This window comes from Sphingobacterium cavernae, assembly GCF_008520265.1.
GTDB classification, from domain to species: domain Bacteria; phylum Bacteroidota; class Bacteroidia; order Sphingobacteriales; family Sphingobacteriaceae; genus Sphingobacterium; species Sphingobacterium cavernae.
In genome coordinates this window covers 73,439-93,322 of record NZ_VIQM01000006.1, presented here as the reverse complement: position 1 = coordinate 93,322, position 19,884 = coordinate 73,439, and the positions used below count along the sequence as shown (strand labels likewise).

Annotated in this window: 22 protein-coding genes; 7 read left to right on the top strand and 15 right to left on the bottom strand. The window is 36.2% G+C overall.

Features of this window, described 5'->3' with window-relative positions; all coding sequences use genetic code 11:
* Nucleotides 1-421 precede the first annotated feature (421 nt).
* On the bottom strand, nucleotides 422-1,594 hold the full coding sequence (locus FLS47_RS00520) for a glycoside hydrolase family 76 protein (RefSeq protein ID WP_149912446.1): 1,173 nt from the start codon (nucleotides 1,592-1,594) through the stop codon (nucleotides 422-424).
* A gap of 340 nt (nucleotides 1,595-1,934) precedes the next feature.
* Here FLS47_RS00520 and FLS47_RS00515 point away from each other — a divergent pair, with 340 nt between their 5' ends.
* The 6 genes from FLS47_RS00515 (at nucleotide 1,935) to FLS47_RS00490 (ending at nucleotide 7,581) form a co-directional block, all read left to right on the top strand.
* Nucleotides 1,935-2,546, top strand: a complete 612-nt coding sequence (locus FLS47_RS00515; RefSeq protein WP_149912445.1) for a fumarylacetoacetate hydrolase family protein — start codon at nucleotides 1,935-1,937, stop codon at nucleotides 2,544-2,546.
* A gap of 1 nt (nucleotide 2,547) precedes the next feature.
* Entirely contained in the window at nucleotides 2,548-4,266 is a 1,719-nt protein-coding gene (locus tag FLS47_RS00510) for a M23 family metallopeptidase (RefSeq protein WP_149912444.1), read from the top strand.
* 144 nt (nucleotides 4,267-4,410) lie between these two features.
* Complete coding sequence (gene bcp / locus FLS47_RS00505) at nucleotides 4,411-4,878, top strand: thioredoxin-dependent thiol peroxidase (RefSeq protein WP_149912443.1); 468 nt, start codon at nucleotides 4,411-4,413, stop codon at nucleotides 4,876-4,878.
* 8 nt (nucleotides 4,879-4,886) lie between these two features.
* A complete protein-coding gene (locus FLS47_RS00500; protein WP_149912442.1) occupies nucleotides 4,887-5,390 on the top strand; it encodes a MepB family protein in 504 nt (167 codons plus the stop codon).
* A 46-nt stretch (nucleotides 5,391-5,436) separates the two neighbouring features.
* The gene (locus tag FLS47_RS00495; protein WP_149912441.1) at nucleotides 5,437-6,906 is read left to right on the top strand and encodes a glycine--tRNA ligase; all 1,470 of its coding nucleotides are present in this window, start codon (nucleotides 5,437-5,439) and stop codon (nucleotides 6,904-6,906) included.
* 120 nt (nucleotides 6,907-7,026) lie between these two features.
* Nucleotides 7,027-7,581, top strand: a complete 555-nt coding sequence (locus FLS47_RS00490; protein ID WP_149912440.1) for a hypothetical protein — start codon at nucleotides 7,027-7,029, stop codon at nucleotides 7,579-7,581.
* 30 nt (nucleotides 7,582-7,611) lie between these two features.
* Here FLS47_RS00490 and FLS47_RS00485 read toward each other — a convergent pair whose 3' ends face one another.
* From FLS47_RS00485 to FLS47_RS00465, 5 genes are read right to left on the bottom strand one after another with little or no spacing between them, the layout of a single operon-like run.
* On the bottom strand, nucleotides 7,612-8,685 hold the full coding sequence (locus FLS47_RS00485; RefSeq protein WP_149912439.1) for a M20 family metallo-hydrolase: 1,074 nt from the start codon (nucleotides 8,683-8,685) through the stop codon (nucleotides 7,612-7,614).
* Nucleotides 8,678-9,478, bottom strand: a complete 801-nt coding sequence (gene proC, locus FLS47_RS00480; protein ID WP_149912438.1) for a pyrroline-5-carboxylate reductase — start codon at nucleotides 9,476-9,478, stop codon at nucleotides 8,678-8,680. The genes FLS47_RS00485 and proC overlap by 8 nt, the downstream gene beginning before the upstream one ends.
* Nucleotides 9,479-9,499: 21 nt before the next feature.
* On the bottom strand, nucleotides 9,500-10,297 hold the full coding sequence (gene argB, locus FLS47_RS00475) for an acetylglutamate kinase (RefSeq protein ID WP_149912437.1): 798 nt from the start codon (nucleotides 10,295-10,297) through the stop codon (nucleotides 9,500-9,502).
* 9 nt (nucleotides 10,298-10,306) lie between these two features.
* Entirely contained in the window at nucleotides 10,307-11,272 is a 966-nt protein-coding gene (locus tag FLS47_RS00470) for a Rossmann-fold NAD(P)-binding domain-containing protein (protein ID WP_149912436.1), read from the bottom strand.
* 25 nt (nucleotides 11,273-11,297) lie between these two features.
* The gene (locus FLS47_RS00465; protein WP_149912435.1) at nucleotides 11,298-12,434 is read right to left on the bottom strand and encodes an aspartate aminotransferase family protein; all 1,137 of its coding nucleotides are present in this window, start codon (nucleotides 12,432-12,434) and stop codon (nucleotides 11,298-11,300) included.
* Between the two features lie 254 nt (nucleotides 12,435-12,688).
* On the opposite strand from FLS47_RS00465, the gene FLS47_RS00460 reads away from it, so the two are divergent.
* Nucleotides 12,689-13,999, top strand: coding sequence for an acetylxylan esterase (locus tag FLS47_RS00460; RefSeq protein WP_223225065.1), 1,311 nt, complete (start codon nucleotides 12,689-12,691; stop codon nucleotides 13,997-13,999).
* A 70-nt stretch (nucleotides 14,000-14,069) separates the two neighbouring features.
* On the opposite strand, the gene rplQ is transcribed toward FLS47_RS00460, so the two are convergent.
* From rplQ to secY, 9 genes are all read right to left on the bottom strand, one after another.
* Nucleotides 14,070-14,588: a 50S ribosomal protein L17 gene (gene rplQ, locus FLS47_RS00455; RefSeq protein ID WP_149912434.1), complete on the bottom strand. Its 519-nt coding sequence runs from the start codon at nucleotides 14,586-14,588 to the stop codon at nucleotides 14,070-14,072.
* Between the two features lie 148 nt (nucleotides 14,589-14,736).
* A complete protein-coding gene (locus FLS47_RS00450) occupies nucleotides 14,737-15,729 on the bottom strand; it encodes a DNA-directed RNA polymerase subunit alpha (RefSeq protein ID WP_149912433.1) in 993 nt (330 codons plus the stop codon).
* An 86-nt stretch (nucleotides 15,730-15,815) separates the two neighbouring features.
* Complete coding sequence (gene rpsD / locus FLS47_RS00445) at nucleotides 15,816-16,424, bottom strand: 30S ribosomal protein S4 (protein WP_149912432.1); 609 nt, start codon at nucleotides 16,422-16,424, stop codon at nucleotides 15,816-15,818.
* Between the two features lie 66 nt (nucleotides 16,425-16,490).
* A complete protein-coding gene (rpsK, locus tag FLS47_RS00440; protein WP_149912431.1) occupies nucleotides 16,491-16,880 on the bottom strand; it encodes a 30S ribosomal protein S11 in 390 nt (129 codons plus the stop codon).
* A gap of 10 nt (nucleotides 16,881-16,890) precedes the next feature.
* Complete coding sequence (gene rpsM / locus FLS47_RS00435) at nucleotides 16,891-17,268, bottom strand: 30S ribosomal protein S13 (RefSeq protein WP_149912430.1); 378 nt, start codon at nucleotides 17,266-17,268, stop codon at nucleotides 16,891-16,893.
* A 30-nt stretch (nucleotides 17,269-17,298) separates the two neighbouring features.
* Nucleotides 17,299-17,415 (bottom strand): type B 50S ribosomal protein L36, encoded by a 117-nt coding sequence (gene ykgO / locus FLS47_RS00430; protein ID WP_021071232.1) that lies wholly within the window; start codon nucleotides 17,413-17,415, stop codon nucleotides 17,299-17,301.
* Between the two features lie 38 nt (nucleotides 17,416-17,453).
* Nucleotides 17,454-17,672 (bottom strand): translation initiation factor IF-1, encoded by a 219-nt coding sequence (gene infA, locus FLS47_RS00425; protein ID WP_010599888.1) that lies wholly within the window; start codon nucleotides 17,670-17,672, stop codon nucleotides 17,454-17,456.
* Between the two features lie 77 nt (nucleotides 17,673-17,749).
* Nucleotides 17,750-18,532 (bottom strand): type I methionyl aminopeptidase, encoded by a 783-nt coding sequence (map, locus tag FLS47_RS00420; protein ID WP_149912429.1) that lies wholly within the window; start codon nucleotides 18,530-18,532, stop codon nucleotides 17,750-17,752.
* Nucleotides 18,533-18,540: 8 nt separating this feature from the next.
* Entirely contained in the window at nucleotides 18,541-19,881 is a 1,341-nt protein-coding gene (secY, locus tag FLS47_RS00415; protein WP_149912428.1) for a preprotein translocase subunit SecY, read from the bottom strand.
* Between the last annotated feature and the right edge of the window lie 3 nt (nucleotides 19,882-19,884).

The window sequence follows — 19,884 nt, the reverse complement described above, 5'->3', positions numbered from 1 at the left end:
AGCATGTAATAAGTGTTTATGAATATTGCAGATTAATGTGTTTATAATTAACACTAATTAAATCAATTTAATCGATTTAGCAAAACTATTTTGATTATTTCCACAAAATTCAGAATGCAAATCTAATAGAGAAGTCCACAGTTTATAGATGTATTTTAATCATTTAATTGTTTAAACACTTCTTTAGCAACAGTTTTGCGTATAGTGATAATAGTTTCAGAAACACAATTGAAAGAATATAAAAGGATCAAAAATTGTAACAACGGCAACAAAAAAGAATTGGTTTGTAACTAAAGATTTATTTACATATTGCAATATTTAATAATCATTATACATATTATTTATTTCTCGATTAAACAACAAAAAATGCCCAGCTGAATAGCTGAGCATTGTGTTTAAATATAAACGTAATAGTATAATATTATTTTACTTGGGCCATCTTACTATACATTTCTACAATAGCAAATTGATCTAATACCCATTTTGATTTTTCTTGTTTTGAACCTGACCAATCCTTATTGAATAACCCATTACTTTCCCGCATATGCTTCCAAGCATGGTCTAAATTCTTTTGAAAAGCATCTATATACAGTTTATTTTTATCGACGTGATACAATTCTACGTATCCTCGCATCATCACAGCAATAAACCAATTATTACTTGTTTGAAGGATTTTTAAGGATTTTCCTGAATCTTTATCCTTTTCATCATAAAAGAAATGATTAAATCCCCCCTTAGCCGCATTTTGTGCATCGGTGAGATATTGTTTATTTCGTGTTAATTTATATAATAATGCTCCTGCTTGAATCATTTGTCCAGTGTTATAAGCATATTTTCTCTTATCGACCTCGCCTTTCAAATTAATATTGTCGAAATACACATGATCTGTCCAATCAATCAGGTTTTGTTGTGTCCATTTATACAAGTCTTCTGCTTGTGACAAATATTTATTTTCCTTCGTCGCCTCATACAATTTAGCAAGATATACAACACTCGGTGCATTTGAACACGTATTTTTCGATTCCTGACGTTGCTCGCACCAATATATACCGCCACCTAGCTTTTCATCCATACCACTTTCTACAAAAGCCCAAATTTCTAGTGCTTTGTCCAGGTATTGCTTTTCTTTAGTAAGGAGATAGAGATCTGTAAAATCGATACCTAACCATACATTATCATCATAAAATCGGTCTGATTGGGGTGCAGAATTCACATAGGACGCATAACCAACAGGCTTTCGTGTATCAAAATATTCAGCAAGACCAACTAACACTTTTGTATCGATATTTTTTAAAACTTGTTTGCTTTTGGTGTTTTCATACAAAGCAACTGTTGCAGACAAGGATCCAGAGTAAGGCCACAAGTAAGCATACGGATTTGCTTTATTAGAATTTTCACCACCCCCCAAATAATCTGCTTTGTAGTCGTCCTTATAAGGATAATGCTCTCGTAACAATTGACTATCGTGGATGCTATAATATTTATAAATAGAATCTAATGTTTCCTGCGCACGACTAATATTTTTGTTTGTCTGTGCATACAAAAAATTAGTAAAAACAATAAAAATGACCAAATTCATTAGAATAGATTTCATAGGAAGAATGTTTTTTCATAAATCTACTGATTTCACTTAGAAAAAGACACATTTTTTTAAACCAACTATTTAAATCCAAATTTTCTAGGAAAATACGAAAGTGATAACATGTAATACTGCGTCAATATATTGCTATATCCTGTGGTAAATTCTGTTACGCCATTACTAAAATAAATACCCTTATTTTGTCTCAGAAGATCGTATGCTGCTATTTTTAGCTCTAGAATATCTCCTCTCAGATAACATCTGAAATCTTAAAATGAACTTTTAATTTATAGAATTACACATCCAATTCAACTTCTTTCATTTTCCGTACATTTGTATTAAAACATAATATTCCATGAAAATAATTGCCATTGGTAGAAACTACATAGATCACGCTAAAGAATTAAATAATCCAGTTCCGGACACCCCTGTTATCTTTATGAAACCGGATACAGCGGTGTTAAAAGACAATAAAGATTTTTATTATCCTGAATTTTCTTCGGACGTACATTATGAATGCGAAATCGTCTATCGTATTTGCAATGAAGGAAAACATGTATCCAAAAAATTTGCACACAAATACTACGATGCTATTGGGTTGGGTATTGATTTCACAGCACGGGATATTCAAGCAAAACACAAAGAAAAAGGATTGCCCTGGGAACTGGCGAAAGCTTTCGATCACTCTGCGGTAATGAGTCACCTAATTCCAAAGGAAGAATTTGAAAATCTTTCAAATATTAATTTCTCCTTGAAAAAAAATGAAGAAATCGTACAATCCGGCAATACGGGAGACATGATCTTTGATATTGATTCATTAATCGTATATATATCCAAATTTATTACCCTTCGCAAAGGTGATTTGATCTATACCGGTACACCTGTTGGTGTGGGTCCAATCAAAATTGGCGACAAATTTGAAGGATACATTGGTGACAAACTGATGTTCACAACACAAATTAAATAACATGAAAAAATTAGGTTTGCTGTTTGGAATACTAAGTTCATGCTTAGCACTTCATGCACAAAACAAAGACATAATCACTTCCCGAACATATCCACAAGGCTATTTTCGCAATCCACTGAATATTGCTATGGATGCCTCAGGGACTTTTGGGGAGTTAAGAAGTACCCATTTTCATGCGGGCGATGATTACCGCACACAGCAAAAAATAGGACTTCCATTACATGCAGCAGCCGAAGGTTTTGTTTCGCGTGTGCGTGTGCAGATTGGTGGTGGTGGCAATTCCGTATATATTGATCATCCCAATGGCTTCTCTTCGGTGTACCTGCATATGGATACATTCAATGAAGCGCTAACTAAGATTGTTCGAGCGGAACAATATAAGCAACAGCGTTTTGATGTGGATATAACGTTGACCACGGACCAAGTCAAACTTAGCAAAGGTCAATTTATTGGTAATGCGGGAAATACTGGTGGTTCAGGCGGACCACATCTGCATTTTGAAATTCGCGATACAAAGACACAACGTCCCTTGAATCCACAATTATTCGGTTTACGATTTGCGGACAAATTCAATCCGACGATTAACGGAATAATGCTATACAATCTAAATGACAACTTATTCAATGAGTTTACACCTCGTAAATATTATGCTGTCAAAAGTATTGGTTCTGGACGTTACAACTTAGCGCAAACCTCTCCTGTTCCAACTTTTGGGAAATTTGGGTTTGGTATCAATTCTGTGGATAGACACCGTGCTGGTGGTTTTCAAAACGGCGTATATTCCATTGAACTTTTTGTGGACGGAAAACTTATTTCAGCTGCTGTGTTTGAAGAATTAGATTTCAATACTTCTAGAGGAATTCATTCCTATATCGATTATCCACACTGGAAAAAAACAAAAGCAAAAGTTCAAAAATCTTTTAAAGATCCTGGAAATCGAATAGAAATATTCAAAACCTTGAATAATGACGGCATTATTGAGTTGGATCAAACTAAAATATACGATATCAAATATGTGGTAAAAGATGTGGCTGGAAATTGCAGTGAATTGAATTTTAAAATCGACAATAAAGTTATGGAGAATGCTTCTCCAACACCTTTGAAAGGAAAACTTTTAGAATTCAATTCAAAACACACAATTACAACTGAAAATATAAAAGTTGAAATTCCTGAAGGTGCGCTATATAGCAACTTGGATTTTGTCTACACAGAATCACCACAATTACCAAATAGTTATTCTGCTTTGCATAAAGTCCACAATACGTTGACACCTTTATTTTCTGCGTATTCGTTGTCAATCAAGCCTATCAATCTTCCGACACATTTGGAAAGCAAAGCCCTAATCGCTTCGGTAGATGGTGCCTCAGAAGGTGGAAAATTTGAAAACGGCTGGGTAACGGTAAACACCAGAAATTTTGGTAATTTTTATGTCGCTGTTGACACTATCGCACCTACAATTACTGCTCGAAATTTGGTAAATGGGAAAAATGTTTCTACACAAAGCAAAATTGATTTTACGATTGCAGATAATTTTTCAGGTATACAATCCTTTAATGGTTACATCGATGACAAATGGGTATTGATGGAATACGATTCAAAAAACAAACATGTATGGCATCGTTTTGATTCCTCATTAGCCAAAGGCGAACATACTTTCAAATTGATTGTTAAAGATTGGAAAGATAACGAACGAATTTACGAAGCAAGGTTTATTAGATAGAGCAAAGAATAAAGACTTAAAGAGCAAAGAATAAGGACTACGTCACTTTTATTACTAGTTAACTGGTGATGAAGTGATGATGTTATCAAGGTCACACTATTTCAAGTTAACTAGATAACAAGTTCACTATAAAACTATAAAAACATGGCAAATTTAGAAACCGGAACAAAAGCACCAGAGATAATCGCTAAAAATCAAGCAGGCGAAACCATAAAACTATCAGATTTTTTGGGAAAGAAAGTAATATTGTATTTCTACCCAAAAGACAATACACCGGGATGTACTACTGAAGCATGTAACTTCAGAGATAATTACCAATTCTTATTAGGCAAAGGATTTGAAGTGTTGGGTGTAAGCATCGACAGCGAACAGTCTCATCAAAAATTTATCGCAAAATTTGAATTGCCTTTCAACTTATTAGCAGACGAAGACCAAAAAATCGTCAATGATTACGGCGTATGGGTAGAAAAAAATATGTACGGCAAGAAATATATGGGAACTGCGCGTACGACTTTTGTCATTAACGAAGAAGGAATTATCGAACACATTATCAAAAAAGTAGATAATAAAAACGCTTCACAGCAGATTTTGGATTTATATACTGGATCATAGTAAATCTAATGATTGAAGAATTACTATTTCTTGATGTTAAGATTTTAAAAAATCTCGATTTACAAATTTGCAATCTCCATAGAGAAGATGAGTGTGATGAATATTTGGGTTTCAATTTTACCATTGGAACCCAAAACTATAAGTTCAGAAAAGCCAAAATAACACCTAAAAAAATTGGTCAGTTTGTAACTCTATGGAAGAGAAATGCAAATGGCACTACAGAACCTTTTCATTATTCAGATCCGTTCGACTTTTACATTATAGCGACGAATGATGACGCTAGAAAAGGAGTCTTTATCTTCTCCAAACAAGCCCTTCTCGAAAATAAAATTTTAAAGTACATACATGATGGCAAACGAGGTTTCAGAATTTATCCATCATGGGATAAACCCGACAGCAAACAAGCTATCAAAACCCAATATTGGCAGTTAACCTATTTTATTGATTTGACAGAAGATACACCTCTTGTGGTTAAGAAATTCATAGCACTGCTTAATTCTAATTACCAATAATCTTTACTTTTGCCACTTTGATAACCTTTCTATATATTTGCTTCTTATGAGCAAACAAACAGACGACTTTTTCAAAAACATTATATCACACGCTAAAGAATACGGTTTTGTATTTCCTTCAAGTGAGATTTATGACGGTTTGAGTGCCGTATATGATTACGGACAATTAGGTTCAGAACTAAAGAACAACCTGAAGACATATTGGTGGAAATCCATGGTGCAATTGAACGAAAACATTGTAGGTATTGACGCTGCAATTTTCATGCACCCTACGACTTGGAAAGCTTCTGGGCACGTAGATGGATTCAACGATCCAATGATCGATAATAAAGATTCAAAAAAACGTTACCGTGCAGATCAATTGATCGAAGATAAAATCGATCGTTATGAAAAAGACGGTAAAACAGATAAAGCAGCTCAATTACAACAAGACTTAGACGATGCATTGAATGCAGACGATTTAGCGCGTTTGAAAACAATCATCGAAGATCACAACATCGTATGTCCAATTTCAGGCACTAAAAATTGGACTGAAGTTCGCCAGTTTAATTTGATGTTTGATACACAAATGGGCGCGATGGCTGATGGAGCGGAGAAAGTATATTTACGCCCAGAAACAGCGCAAGGTATCTTCGTAAACTTCTTGAATGTTCAGAAAACAGGAAGAATGAAAATTCCTTTTGGTATTGCTCAGATTGGTAAAGCTTTCCGTAATGAAGTCATTGCGCGTCAGTTTATCATGCGTATGCGCGAGTTTGAACAAATGGAGTTGCAATTCTTCGTACGTCCAGGTACTGAGATGGAATGGTACGCAAAATGGAAAGAAACTCGCTTAAAATGGCATTTAGCTTTAGGTGCAGATCCAGTAAAATACCGTTACCACGATCACGCTAAGTTAGCGCATTACGCGAATGCCGCTGTAGATATCGAATACGAATTCCCATTTGGTTTCAAAGAAGTTGAAGGTATTCACTCCCGCACAGATTTCGACTTAAAACAACATCAAGAATATTCGAAAAAGAAAATGCAATATTTCGATCCAGAGATCAATCAAAACTATATTCCTTATGTAGTTGAGACGTCAATTGGTTTGGATCGTCTATTCTTGACAGTATTAGCCAATTCTTTGGTTCACGAAGATCTTTCGACAGAAGAAAAACAAGATTCACGTGTTGTATTAAAATTCCACCCAGCAATTGCACCTGTGAAAGCGGCTGTATTACCATTGACAAAGAAAGATGGTCTTCCAGAGAAAGCGCGTGAAATCATGGCTAAATTGAAATTGGATTACAATATTCAATACGATGAGAAGGATGCGATTGGTAAGCGTTACCGTCGTCAAGATGCTATCGGAACGCCATACTGTATCACAGTAGATCACCAATCTCTAGAAGACAATATGGTAACTATTCGTCACCGTGATTCGATGGAGCAAGAACGCGTTGCAATCGCTGATTTAAGCCGCATAATAGGTGAGCGTGTTAGTTTAACAGGTTTGTTAGAACAACTAGTATAATAGCGATTCCTCTACAATAAAATTGAAAGAGTAGCATAATTGCATATGCTACTCTTTTTTGTTTTTTATATTTGTGTTAAACTTTTTGACTGTTTCATTAGTCAAAATATACATATAAGAATGATGAAAACAATAAAAATCATAGCACTTACTGTATTAGTTGCATTTGCAGGTATTACGAAAGCGCAACAACCTGTCAACACAACTACATCTATCGAATCAACTAAGCCAGACACGATTGCCCCTACTTTACTTACAGAAGAACAAAAACGTCTACAAGAACAAGCTCTTTTGAAAGCAAATTTGGAAGCGGAGAAGGCCGCACAAAAAGCCGAAAAAGAAAGATTAAAAGCAGAAAAAGAGTTACAAAAACGTCAGAAACAAGTCGAAAAGCAAGCTAAGAAACTTGAAAAACAGCAAAAAGCTCGTGAGAAAGCGGCTAAAAAATATGACAAGGCATTAAAAAAAGCAAACAAGTTAGAAAGCAATATAAAAAAGCAGGCTTCTAAAATTGAGAAAATGGAAGATGCCCTTGATAAAAAAATCCGCAGAAACCGAATTTCAGATATTGATAGAGAAAAAGAAATTATCAAAATCAGTAAACAACAAATTAAATTAAAGGAATTAGAACGAGATTTTGAGAAGGCTGAAAGAGATGTCAAGAAATTAAGATAATTAAAAAAGGAAGTCATCAGACTTCCTTTTTTAATTATATAGAACTTTACCTAACAATTCAATATAAAACTTTATCCCTTCTTCTATTTCCTGCATATGAATAAACTCATCGGCAGTATGCGAACGCGCAGAAAACCCTGGACCAACTTTAATTGATGGAATCGGCAATAAAGCTTGATCACTCATTGTAGGACTTCCATACAACTTTTTCCCTAAGCTTAACCCTGCTTGAACAATTGGATGCTCAATAGCTATATTAGAAGGATTCAAACGGGTAGAACGTGCCTGAACAGCAGATTTTACATGAGACTGAATGATTTCAAGAACTTCTACATTCGAATATACATCTGTCGTACGTACATCCACCACAAACTTACATTCTGCTGGAACGACATTATGCTGCGAACCAGCATTGATAACCGTAACAGACATTTTAACAGGACCTAAGAATTCTGATTCCTTCGGAAATTTATAGGTATTGAACCAATTAATATCTTCAATAGCATTGTAAATTGCGTTGACTCCTTCTTCACGTGCAGCATGCCCAGATTCGCCGTGCGCCGTACAATCTAACACCATTAAACCTTTCTCCGCTACGGCCAAATCCAATAAGGTTGGTTCACCTACAATCGCAAAATCACAATCTACAACATGCTTATAAGCTTCCTCAATACCATTTTTACCCGTTATTTCTTCTTCTGCGGAAGCAATTAAACACAAATTATAAGCTAAATTTTTATCTTGATAATAATGTACAAAAGCAGCAATTAATGAAACTAAACAACCGCCTGCATCATTAGATCCCAAGCCATATAGTTTCCCGTCTTCGACAATTGCTTTGAAAGGATCTTTGGTGTAACCAGGATTTGGCTTTACGGTATCGTGGTGAGAATTTAATAAGATTGTTGGTTTTGATTCATCAAAATACTTATTGTAAGCGATCACATTATTTCCAACTTGATTATTCGAAATTCCTCTTTCGATAAGAAACGTACTGATGCAATCAGCAGTCTGATCCTCTTCCCTACTAAAAGAAGGAATCTCTATCAGCTGTGCCAATAGAGATTTACTATCTTCAATAAGTTGATCTATATGCTTATTCATTATATAGTCCGCCAGCTTTTTTCGCTGACAATTTGATTCCTTTAATAAACGCTGAACTCAGTCCGTTATGTTCCATTTCATTTAGTCCAGCTATGGTACATCCTTTAGGCGAGGTAACCTTGTCGATTTCACTTTCGGGATGGTTATGTGTTTGCAACAACAAATCTGCTGCGCCTTTAGCGGTTTGAATAGCCATTTTAAGTGCATCGTGTGCATGAAAGCCAATTTCCACGCCTCCCTGCGAAGCCGCACGAATCGCTCGCAAGAAAAATGCAATACCACACGCACACAGAGCTGTTGCTGATGTCATCAAATCCTCTTCAATAACCACAACAGAACCGACTGCTTCGAACAATTTTTCAACTGTTCCAACGGCTTCTGCACTTGCATTCTGCGTAGCAATACAAGTCATTGACTGTCCAATAGCTATGGCCGTATTCGGCATAGCACGAACTACAATTTTATCTTGACCCAAAATTTCTTTCACATCTTGACACGAAACGCCTGATGCGACAGAAACAATAATTTGATTTGGCTGAACAGTGGGCGCGATATCTTCCATCACCTTCTTAATCTGTTGCGGCAATACTGCCAAAACGATGATTTCTGCACCTTGAATAGCTGTTGGATTATCTGCACTCACACCGAATCCCAATGCTTCTTCTTCCGATAAAGAAGCCAAAGTTCTTCGCGTAAGGACAATATCTTCCGCCTTGTAAATATTAGATTTTACTAAGCCCTTAGCCAGCGAAAATCCAATATTACCCGATCCTATTATTGTTATCTTACTCATGATTTAGGTCTGTTGATTAAATTACTTGTTGATTAGGCAAGTTCCGAATTTTTGTTGTTGAAACAAATGTAAATTTGATGCATTACCAATATAAACGGATTTGACACCTTTATTAATTGCATCAAATGCATTTTGTAGCTTAGGAATCATACCATCACTGATAATTCCACGCTCTTTGTATTTTGTAAAATCTTTAGCTGTAATATTTTCAATTACCGAATTCTCATCATTCACATCCAATAAAACACCATTTTTTTCAAAACAGTAGATCAAGGATGTCTCATAATGATCAGACATGGCTGTGGACAACGCTGCCGCAATGGTATCGGCATTCGTATTTAACAATTGCCCTGATCCATTATGTGTGATAGCTGAAAAAATTGGTGTAAATCCAGCATCCAAAAACTTTTTAATAGCCAATGAATTAACAGAATCTGCTAAAATATCACCCGCAAAACCATAATCAATTTCCTTAACAGGACGTTTTACAGCTTTGATGACATTACCATCCGCTCCACTTAATCCAATTGCATCACATTTATATTTTTGTAGCGTAGCCACAATATTCTTGTTGGTAAGACCAGCATACACCATCGTCACGACATCCAACATATCTTTGTCCGTAATGCGACGACCTTCCACCATCTGTGCCTCGAGTCCCAATTTTGTCGCCAAACGCGTAGCTATCTTTCCTCCTCCATGCACCAATACCTTTTTCCCAGGTATGGAAGCGAATTTCTCCAAGAAAGTTTCTAATTGAATATCATCATCAATTACATTTCCACCGATCTTAATAATATTCAATGTACTATTCGACATATTTTCTGCTTATTTATTTAGACTTTCTAATATTCTTTTCAATACAACTTGTGCCGCCCAAACACGGTTGCTTGCTTCTTTAATGACTAATGAATTTGGACCATCCAATATCTCAGATGACAATTCTAAATCACGACGTACCGGAAGACAGTGCATCACTTTGGCATCATTGGTCAATGTCAACTTTTGATTATCCAACATCCAATTTTCAGACACTGGATACACTTGACCGTACTCTTTGTAAGAAGACCAGTTTTTCACATACACAAAATCAGCACCTGTCAATGCTTCATCCAAATTATTGGTAATAGTCGCTCCAGTAGTAAATTCTTCTGACAACTCGTATCCAGCAGGATGCGCCACCGTAAAATCAACCAAACCTTGCTCCTGCGCTTTCGACATCCATTCTGCGAATGAATTAGGCACAGCTTGAGGCAATGCCTTAATGTGCGGTGCCCAAGCCAATACAACTTTTGGTTTAGCTACTTTTTTGTGTTCCGTAATCGTGATCAAGTCTGTCAAACTTTGCAATGGGTGACGTGTTGCACTTTCTAAGGATACTACAGGTACACCACAGAATTTGATAAACTTATTGAATAAATCTTCGGTGTAATCCGCTTCTTTATCTTTTAACGAAGGAAACGAACGTAAACCTAAAATGTTGCAGTACTCTCCCATTACTGCAGCAGCTTCACGAATGTGTTCCACTGTGGTGCCGTTCATCACCACACCATCTTGAGTTTCCAAAGCCCAACCATCTTTGTCCATGTTCATGACCATCACGTTCATGCCAAGATTCATAGCCGCTTTTTGAGTACTAAGACGTGTACGTAAACTTGGGTTCAAAAATACCAAGCCCAACATTTTATGTTTACCTAATTCCTCATTTGCATTAGGATTTGCTTTTAATTCTAAAGCTTCTTTGACGATAGCATCTAAACTATCAACATCCGCTACTGAAAAGAATTTTTTCATTGATATCGTTATCTATGAATATATATTATTGCGCTTTCAGACGTTCGTCCAAAGCTGTTAAAAATTGATCTGCAATCGCCTTTGTGATATTCAATGCAGGTAAAATACGAATCACATTAGGCTTAGCTTCTCCAGTGAAAATTCTATTTTTCACTAATAAATCTTTCTTCACATTCGCTAACTCCACAGGTAAGTCAATACCAATCATCAAGCCACGGCCCCTTACCTCTTCTACCTTATCAAACTTCTTTAGTTCTTCGATCAAATATGAACCCACAGAAGCTGCATTTGCTAACAAATCATCTTGTTTAATAATATCTAATACAGCTACTGCTGCTGCACAAGCCAAATGATTGCCACCAAATGTAGTACCTAGTAGTCCGTATGAAGCTTTGAATTTTGGAGCAATAGCAATACCGCCGATTGGGAAACCATTACCCATTCCTTTGGCCATCGAATAAATATCTGCCTCAACACCGGAATAATCGTGCGAGTAAAATTGTCCTGTACGTCCATAACCACACTGTACTGAGTCTGCGATATATACTGATCCGTATTGGTCACACAATGAACGGATTAGTTTCAAAAATGAAACCGATGCCTCACGAATCCCGCCTACACCTTGAATACCTTCAATAATAACTGCTGCTATTTCATTTCCAAATTCAGCAAAAGCATTTGTTAAAGCATCTTCGTCGTTGAATGGAAGAAATACGACATTGTCTGTTTCATTAACGGGTGAAACAATTGCTGGATTGTCTGTAGCCGCTACAGCTAATGACGTACGTCCGTGAAATGCCTTTGTAAAAGCGATTACTTTCTTACGACCAGTGTGAAAAGAAGCCAATTTCAATGCATTTTCATTCGCCTCAGCTCCTGAATTACATAAGAATAATGTGTAATCTACTTTACCTGATACCTCGCCTAATCGCGCCGCTAACTGCTGCTGAATAGGAATCTCTATAGAATTTGAATAGAATCCAATATTATTTAATTGTTCCGTGATACGCTGCACATAATGAGGATGTGTATGTCCAATAGAAATAACAGCGTGACCTCCATATAGGTCAAGATATTCATTACCTTCCGAATCCCAAACAGTTGATCCTTGTGCCTTCACAATGTTTATTGGATTGATCGGGTAAACATTAAATAAATTCATTTTTTATGTCTTTTATGGCAATTTCAATATTAAAATAACATTGCTAGCAAATATACTCAAGTACGAAGAAATTGGGGTACTTTATCTGCTATTTTTACATTATTATATTAAAAAACAATTAATAAGATTGAGCTCAATTCTGATATCACATGCTTTACTAGAATGTAAAAATATTAAAACAATAAATTTAGCAACAATAAAATATTGATATTTAAATCACTACTTATAAGCAAACTTAAATTAATCATAAATCTATGAAAATCAAAAACATCCTAACTTATCTATTACTTTCTGTATTCTGTTGTGGTCTATATTTTAAGGGAATTAGCCAATCGCGAAACAATCAAGTTATACAAGTGCTTGTGACACCAAATAAAGCAGATTGGACCTATGCGCCGGGTGAAAAAATCAAATTTACAACCACGATAATTAAGAATCATGTGCCAATGAAAAACGTGACTGCTAGTTACACAATTGGACTAGAGAAAATGACTGCCGATCAAAAAGGTACAATCAAAATTGATAAAGAAAACGTTGAGGTCGGTAAACAACTATCTCTTGATACCCCTGGATTTATTCGTTGTGAGGTAAAAGTTAACGTGGACGGTATCGATTACCGAGGAATAGCAACAGCTGCCGTTGCACCAGAAAAAATCAGACCCACACAAAAACTACCGAACGATTTTTCGGCATTTTGGCAATCAGAATTGGAAAAATCAGATAGAATACCATTAGACGTGAAATACACATTATTACCTGAGAAATGTACTGCAAATACAAACGTCTATCACATTAGCTATAGAAATATTGACAATAGTCAAATGTATGGTATACTAACAACACCTAAAAAGTCAGGTAAATATCCTGCCATTTTACACGTCCCAGGTGCTGGTATTAGACCGTACAATGGAATGATCGATCAAGCAGAGCAAGGCTTTGTAACCTTACAAGTTGGAATCCATGGAATAGCAGTTACGAATGATGTAAGCCTATATAACGATCTTTCAGCAGGGGCACTTCGAGGGTATCCAACTATCAATCTGGACAATAAAGACAATTACTATTACAAAAGAGTATACATCGGTTGCAGTAGAGCGGTAGATGTGCTTGCTTCATTAGCCGAAGTTGACAATTCAAACATTATACTTTGGGGAGGTAGTCAAGGAGGAGCATTGTCTATAACAACTGCCGCTCTAAACAAAAAAGTGAAAGGTCTTGTGTCGCTATATCCAGCGTTATGCGATCTGACGGGTTACATGCACAATAGAGCTGGTGGCTGGCCGCATATGTTCACATCTAATAATCCTTCACAAATACCAACAAAACAAAAGGTTGAAACTTCAGCTTATTATGACGTTGTTAATTTTTCGAAGATGATTACAGTTCCTGGTTTTTACACTTGGGGATATAACGATGAAACTTGTCCACCGACGTCCTACTATGCGGCATACAACCAAATAAATGCACCGAAAGAGCTTTATTTAATCCAAGAAACTGGACATTGGACGTATCCAGAACAGCATACAAAAATGCTAACTTGGGTAAAAGATTTTGTCAAAAAATAGAACTCCTGTATAACATTAAAGCCTATCATCAATGATGATAGGCTTTATTTATAAGATTAAGACTTATAAATTAGTCTTTTTTCTCTTCTGTAGCTGGAGCTTCTTCTGTAGCAGCTGTTTCTTCAGCTTTTACTTCTTCAGTAGCTTCAACAGTTTCAGTAGCTTTTTTCTTAGAAGAACCACGACGACGAGTAGATTTTTTCTCAGCTTGAGCAGTTTTGCCATAAACTTCGTTGTAATCTACAAGCTCGATGAATGCCATCTCAGCGTTGTCACCTAAACGGTTTTCTAATTTAATGATACGAGTGTAACCACCTGGACGTGTAGCAACTTTTTCAGATACTTCACGGAACAATATAGTAACAGCATCTTTATCTTTTAAGTAAGCGAATACTGTACGACGAGAGTGAGTCGTGTCAGTTTTTGATTTAGTAATCAATGGCTCAACATATTTACGCAATGCTTTAGCTTTAGCCAAAGTAGTAGTAATACGTTTGTGTTTGATCAATGACGTCGCCATGTTAGCTAACATCGCCTTACGGTGACTGTCAGTGCGGCCTAAGTGATTTACTTTTTTTCCGTGTCTCATTTTAGTTTTTGTTTTTGCGCATACCGTCCTTTTTTGGATTAAGGATCAAAGATAAATGATAAAAGACGAAATCTTTGCTCTTTAATCTTTGTTCCAAATTCTCCTTCAGGGGAATTATGCAACAGGTCGCTTAATTATTTAATTATTATTAATCTTCGTCTAATTTAAATTTAGACAAGTTCATTCCGAATGATAAACCTTTAGATTTTACCAACTCTTGGATTTCGCTTAATGATTTTTTACCGAAGTTGCGGAATTTCAACATGTCAGCTACGTCGTAAGTTACTAACTCAGCTAGACTGCGAATATCTGCAGCTTTCAAACAGTTCAATGCACGAACAGAAAGATCTAAATCTACTAATTCTGTTTTCAAGATCTTACGCATGTGTAAGATTTCCTCGTCTACAACTTTAGTTTCTTCTTTAGTTTGAGACTCTAACAACATATTTTCGTCAGAGAACAACATGAAGTGTTGAATTAAGATACGAGCTGCTTCTTTCAAAGCATCTTCTGGGTGAATAGAACCATCTGTAGAGATGTCTAACAACAATTTTTCGTAGTCAGTCTTTTGCTCTACACGGTAGTTTTCAATGGTATATTTCACATTCTTAATCGGAGTGTAGATAGAATCAATAGCGATTACACCTACAGGACCATCAGTCACTTTATTCTCTTCCGCATTTACGTAACCACGACCTTTTGCAACTGACAATTCAACCTCAATAGTTACTGAGCTTTCCATGTTACAGATTACGAAGTCAGGGTTCAAAACAGTAAAGTTGTTCGAAAACTTAGTGATATCACCAGCTTTGAATTGTTCTTGACCATTGATAACTACAAAGATCTTCTCGTTGTCACCTTGCTCACCTGATTTTTTGAAACGTACTTGTTTCAAGTTCAAGATGATTTCAGTTACGTCTTCTGCTACACCTTTAATAGTAGAGAATTCGTGAGAGACACCTGAAAATCTAATCGACGTAATTGCATATCCTTCTAAAGAGGACAATAAAATACGGCGCAAAGCATTACCAATTGTTACACCAAAACCTGGCTCTAATGGACGAAATTCGAAAGTACCATCAAAATCCGTAGATTTCTGCATGATCACTTTATCCGGTCTTTGAAATGCTAAAATTGCCATTTATAATATTTTAATATTTTTTAACAATGTATATCTTAATAGGATATGCATAATCTTATACAGATTATGCATATATCTATTAATTATTATTTAGAGTACAACTCTACGATTAAGTTTTCTTTGATATTCTCAGGGATATCAGCTCTTTCTGGGTAGCTTAAGAATTTACCAGTAAGAGTTTTTGCATCCCACTCTAACCAACCGTATTTGTTGATTGTTCTACCAGCTACTGAAGTAGTGATAGCTTCTAAAGTTTGAGAACGCTCACGTACAGCGATAACATCACCTGGACGGATGCTATATGATGGAATGTTAACAACTTCGCCGTTAACAGTAATGTGCTTGTGTGAAACTAATTGACGAGCAGCTGAACGTGTAGGAGCAATTCCTAAACGGTAAACAACATTATCTAAACGAGCTTCTAATAATTTCAAGAAGATCTCACCTGTGATACCTTGTTTTGCAGATGCTTTAGCGAATAAGTTAGCGAATTGACGCTCTAATACACCGTAAGTGTATTTCGCTTTTTGTTTTTCTAACAACTGAACAGCATATTCAGATTGTTTACCTCTTCTTTTAGATGGACCGTGTTGTCCAGGAGGATAATTTTTTTTCTCTAACGCTTTATCAGGGCCGAAAATAGGCTCTCTGAATTTACGTGCAATTTTGGACTTAGGTCCTGTATATCTTGCCATTTCTTTCTCTGTTTGAAGTATCAATCAGCCTTTAGCTGACGAATCTTATCTTAAACAATACTATTATTAAACTCTTCTGCGTTTTGGAGGACGACAACCGTTGTGAGGAAGTGGTGTAATATCTTTGATAGTAGTTACATCAATACCTACAGTTTGTAATGTACGGATCGCTGATTCACGACCTGCACCTGGTCCTTTAACGAAAACTTCAACTTTACGTAATCCTAAGTCATGTGCAACTTTACCACAGTCAGAAGCAGCTTGACCTGCAGCATATGGAGTATTCTTTTTAGAACCTCTAAAGCCCATTTTACCAGCTGATGACCATGAAATAGTTTGACCTGAATTGTTTGTCAAAGTAATAATAATGTTGTTAAAAGTAGCATTGATATGAGCTTGTCCTACAGGCTCGATAACAACGATACGTTTTTTAGTAACTTTTTTACTTTTAGCCATTTCTTACTTATTATTTAGTAGCTTTTTTCTTGTTTGCAACTGTCTTACGTTTACCTTTACGTGTACGTGTGTTGTTTTTAGTACGTTGACCACGAACTGGTAAATGTTTACGGTGACGTAGGCCACGGTAACAACCAATATCCATCAAACGTTTGATGTTCAATTGAACCTCTGAACGCAAAGCACCTTCTACTTTAATCTCATCATTGATGATAGTACGAATAGCTGCTAATTGATCATCGTTCCACTCTGAAACTTTAACGTCTTCACTGATACCTGCTTTTTCTAAGATATAAGCAGCAGTGGCACGACCAACACCGAAAATGTAGGTAAGGCCAATAACACCTCTTTTGTTTTTAGGTAAATCTATACCTGATATCCTTGCCATATAATTTTTTAAGCGATTTTGTTAAATTAATTATCCCTGACGTTGTTTGAATTTAGGGTTCTTTTTGTTGATCACAAAAATCTTTCCTTTACGACGGATGATTTTACAGTCCGCGCTACGTTTTTTTACTGATGCTCTTACTTTCATTGTAATAAAATTGTTAAAGCTCCTTACAGAGCGCTATCTTATTTATAACGATATGTTATTCTACCTTTTGTTAAATCATAAGGTGACATCTCTAATTTTACTTTGTCTCCTGGAAGAATTTTGATGTAGTGCATACGCATTTTACCCGAAATATGCGCAATGATCTCATGCCCATTTTCTAACTCCACACGAAACATAGCATTAGATAATGCTTCTCTGATAACTCCGTCTTGTTCTATTGAGGCTTGTTTAGCCATATATCAATTCTAATTTACGTTGTAACAACCTGCACTTAACAGGAGTGCAAAGATAAATAAAAAATACTGAATACCAACTACTTTTTATTTAAAACTTTTTCGATCTCATCAAAATTCAACAACACATCTGGTGCGCCTTTGCGAATCGCAACCATCTGCTCAAAGTGTGCAGACAACTTGCCATCCACTGTACTCACCGTCCAACCATCGTCCCAAAATTTTACTCCTGCTTTGCCTGCATTGATCATTGGTTCAATACATATTACCAAGCCTGACTCTAATTTTGGACCTGCACCTCTTTTACCGTAATTTGGAACTTCAGGTTTTTCGTGCAAGTTGACACCTACACCATGACCTACTAATTCTTTTACGATTCCGAAATTGTAAGGTTGTACATATTCTTGAATTGCTGACGAAATATCCCCCACACGTTTGCCAGCCACAGCCTGTTCGACTCCTTTTTGCAAAGAAGCTTTCGTTACGTCTAATAGTAATTGAGCTTCTTCTGAGATTTCACCTACACCAAATGTATACGCTGAATCTGAAATAAAACCGTTAAGATTTACCCCCCCATCAACAGAAACTAAATCACCATCTTTGATGACATAGTCACTAGGGAAACCATGAACGATTTGATCATTAACAGAAATACATAGGGAATAAGGAAAACCGTGATAATTTAAAAACGCAGGTGTACCACCGTGATCTTTGATATAGTCATATGCTAACTTATCTAATGAAATAGTCGTGACACCAGGTTTTATTACCTTAGCGATTTCAGCAAGTAAATTCGAGAGTACATTTGCTGACTCTCGAATTTGCTCGATTTGTTCTTCTGTTTTATAAATTACTTTAGACATCTAAAGAATTAAATAGCTGATTGATCATACCCCTCTACTCCAACAGCCGAACGGCCTTTCACGCGTCCTGTTTTCATCAATCCATCATAATGACGCATTAATAAATGAGACTCGATTTGCTGAAGTGTATCTAAAACTACACCTACCAAAATCAATAGCGAAGTACCACCATAAAAATGTGCGAAGTTATTATTAACTCCTGCAGCACTTGCGATAGCTGGTAATATTGCTATGATAGCTATAAAAATTGCACCTGGGAAAGTGATACGAGAAATTACATTATCAATGAATAAATTCGTATCGTATCCTGGCTTGATACCTGGTACGAATCCACCGTTCTTCTTCATGTCTTCAGACATTTGTTGCGGATTCACCATGATAGCTGTATAGAAAAATGTAAATGCAATGATTAACACTGCGAATGTCACATTATACGCTATTGAAGTAAAATCAGTCAACGAAGTCAAAAAGTCAGATTGAAGACTAGGGAAAAATTGTGCCAATGACATAGGCAAAAACATGATCGCTTGCGCAAAGATAATAGGCATTACACCCGCTGCGTTTACTTTCAAAGGAATGTACTGACGTACACCACCTACTTGTTTATTACCTACAATTTTCTTCGCATATTGCACTGGTATCTTGCGAACTCCCTGTACGATCAATATAGTAAAGATCACAACAAAGAATAAAGCAATAAACTCAACGATAAATGGAATAATACCACCACCACTAGGACTCATACGAGAACCCCACTCAGCAATGATGCCTCCTGGTAATTGTGCGATAATACCAGCCATGATAATCAATGAGATACCATTACCAATACCTTTATCGGTGATTTTCTCACCCAACCACATCACAAACAAAGTACCTGCTGACAATACAATAGCAGCTAGAATAGTGAACATGGGATCTTCTATAGTCTTAGCAGAAGCATCAATTTGAGTCTTCACATAAGCTATAGCTTGCACCAATGTGATCGCTACTGTTAGGTAACGCGTTATCTGAGTCATTTTTTTACGACCAGACTCACCTTCCTTTTGCATTTTCTGAAAGGCAGGAACTGCAATCCCCAATAATTGTACAACGATAGAAGCCGAGATGTAAGGCATTACACCAAGAGCAAATATTGCCGAACGTGAAAAAGATCCTCCTGAGAACATATTGATCATTCCCAAAAGACCTTCCTTTTCTCCAGCACTAGCTAACGCATCTGGATTAACACCTGGCAATACCACGTGACATCCAATACGATAAATTAGAAGAAATAGTATCGTATTCAAAATACGGTTACGTAAATCTTCTATCTTCCATATATTGGTTAAGGTTGTGATTAGTTTTTTCATGTA

What these genes read in the sequence shown, in the direction of transcription:
- FLS47_RS00460 (WP_223225065.1), top strand. Translation starts at nt 12,689, where the DNA reads ATGAAAATCAAAAACATCCTAACTTATCTATTACTTTCTGTATTCTGT.
- FLS47_RS00520 (WP_149912446.1), bottom strand. Translation starts at nt 1,594, where the DNA reads ATGAAATCTATTCTAATGAATTTGGTCATTTTTATTGTTTTTACTAAT.
- map (WP_149912429.1), bottom strand. Translation starts at nt 18,532, where the DNA reads ATGTCTAAAGTAATTTATAAAACAGAAGAACAAATCGAGCAAATTCGA.
- argB (WP_149912437.1), bottom strand. Translation starts at nt 10,297, where the DNA reads ATGTCGAATAGTACATTGAATATTATTAAGATCGGTGGAAATGTAATT.
- FLS47_RS00500 (WP_149912442.1), top strand. Translation starts at nt 4,887, where the DNA reads ATGATTGAAGAATTACTATTTCTTGATGTTAAGATTTTAAAAAATCTC.
- proC (WP_149912438.1), bottom strand. Translation starts at nt 9,478, where the DNA reads ATGAGTAAGATAACAATAATAGGATCGGGTAATATTGGATTTTCGCTG.
- FLS47_RS00485 (WP_149912439.1), bottom strand. Translation starts at nt 8,685, where the DNA reads ATGAATAAGCATATAGATCAACTTATTGAAGATAGTAAATCTCTATTG.
- bcp (WP_149912443.1), top strand. Translation starts at nt 4,411, where the DNA reads ATGGCAAATTTAGAAACCGGAACAAAAGCACCAGAGATAATCGCTAAA.
- FLS47_RS00495 (WP_149912441.1), top strand. Translation starts at nt 5,437, where the DNA reads ATGAGCAAACAAACAGACGACTTTTTCAAAAACATTATATCACACGCT.
- FLS47_RS00450 (WP_149912433.1), bottom strand. Translation starts at nt 15,729, where the DNA reads ATGGCAATTTTAGCATTTCAAAGACCGGATAAAGTGATCATGCAGAAA.
- FLS47_RS00515 (WP_149912445.1), top strand. Translation starts at nt 1,935, where the DNA reads ATGAAAATAATTGCCATTGGTAGAAACTACATAGATCACGCTAAAGAA.
- FLS47_RS00510 (WP_149912444.1), top strand. Translation starts at nt 2,548, where the DNA reads ATGAAAAAATTAGGTTTGCTGTTTGGAATACTAAGTTCATGCTTAGCA.
- rplQ (WP_149912434.1), bottom strand. Translation starts at nt 14,588, where the DNA reads ATGAGACACGGAAAAAAAGTAAATCACTTAGGCCGCACTGACAGTCAC.
- ykgO (WP_021071232.1), bottom strand. Translation starts at nt 17,415, where the DNA reads ATGAAAGTAAGAGCATCAGTAAAAAAACGTAGCGCGGACTGTAAAATC.
- infA (WP_010599888.1), bottom strand. Translation starts at nt 17,672, where the DNA reads ATGGCTAAACAAGCCTCAATAGAACAAGACGGAGTTATCAGAGAAGCA.
- FLS47_RS00470 (WP_149912436.1), bottom strand. Translation starts at nt 11,272, where the DNA reads ATGAAAAAATTCTTTTCAGTAGCGGATGTTGATAGTTTAGATGCTATC.
- rpsK (WP_149912431.1), bottom strand. Translation starts at nt 16,880, where the DNA reads ATGGCTAAAAGTAAAAAAGTTACTAAAAAACGTATCGTTGTTATCGAG.
- rpsM (WP_149912430.1), bottom strand. Translation starts at nt 17,268, where the DNA reads ATGGCAAGGATATCAGGTATAGATTTACCTAAAAACAAAAGAGGTGTT.
- secY (WP_149912428.1), bottom strand. Translation starts at nt 19,881, where the DNA reads ATGAAAAAACTAATCACAACCTTAACCAATATATGGAAGATAGAAGAT.
- FLS47_RS00490 (WP_149912440.1), top strand. Translation starts at nt 7,027, where the DNA reads ATGATGAAAACAATAAAAATCATAGCACTTACTGTATTAGTTGCATTT.
- FLS47_RS00465 (WP_149912435.1), bottom strand. Translation starts at nt 12,434, where the DNA reads ATGAATTTATTTAATGTTTACCCGATCAATCCAATAAACATTGTGAAG.
- rpsD (WP_149912432.1), bottom strand. Translation starts at nt 16,424, where the DNA reads ATGGCAAGATATACAGGACCTAAGTCCAAAATTGCACGTAAATTCAGA.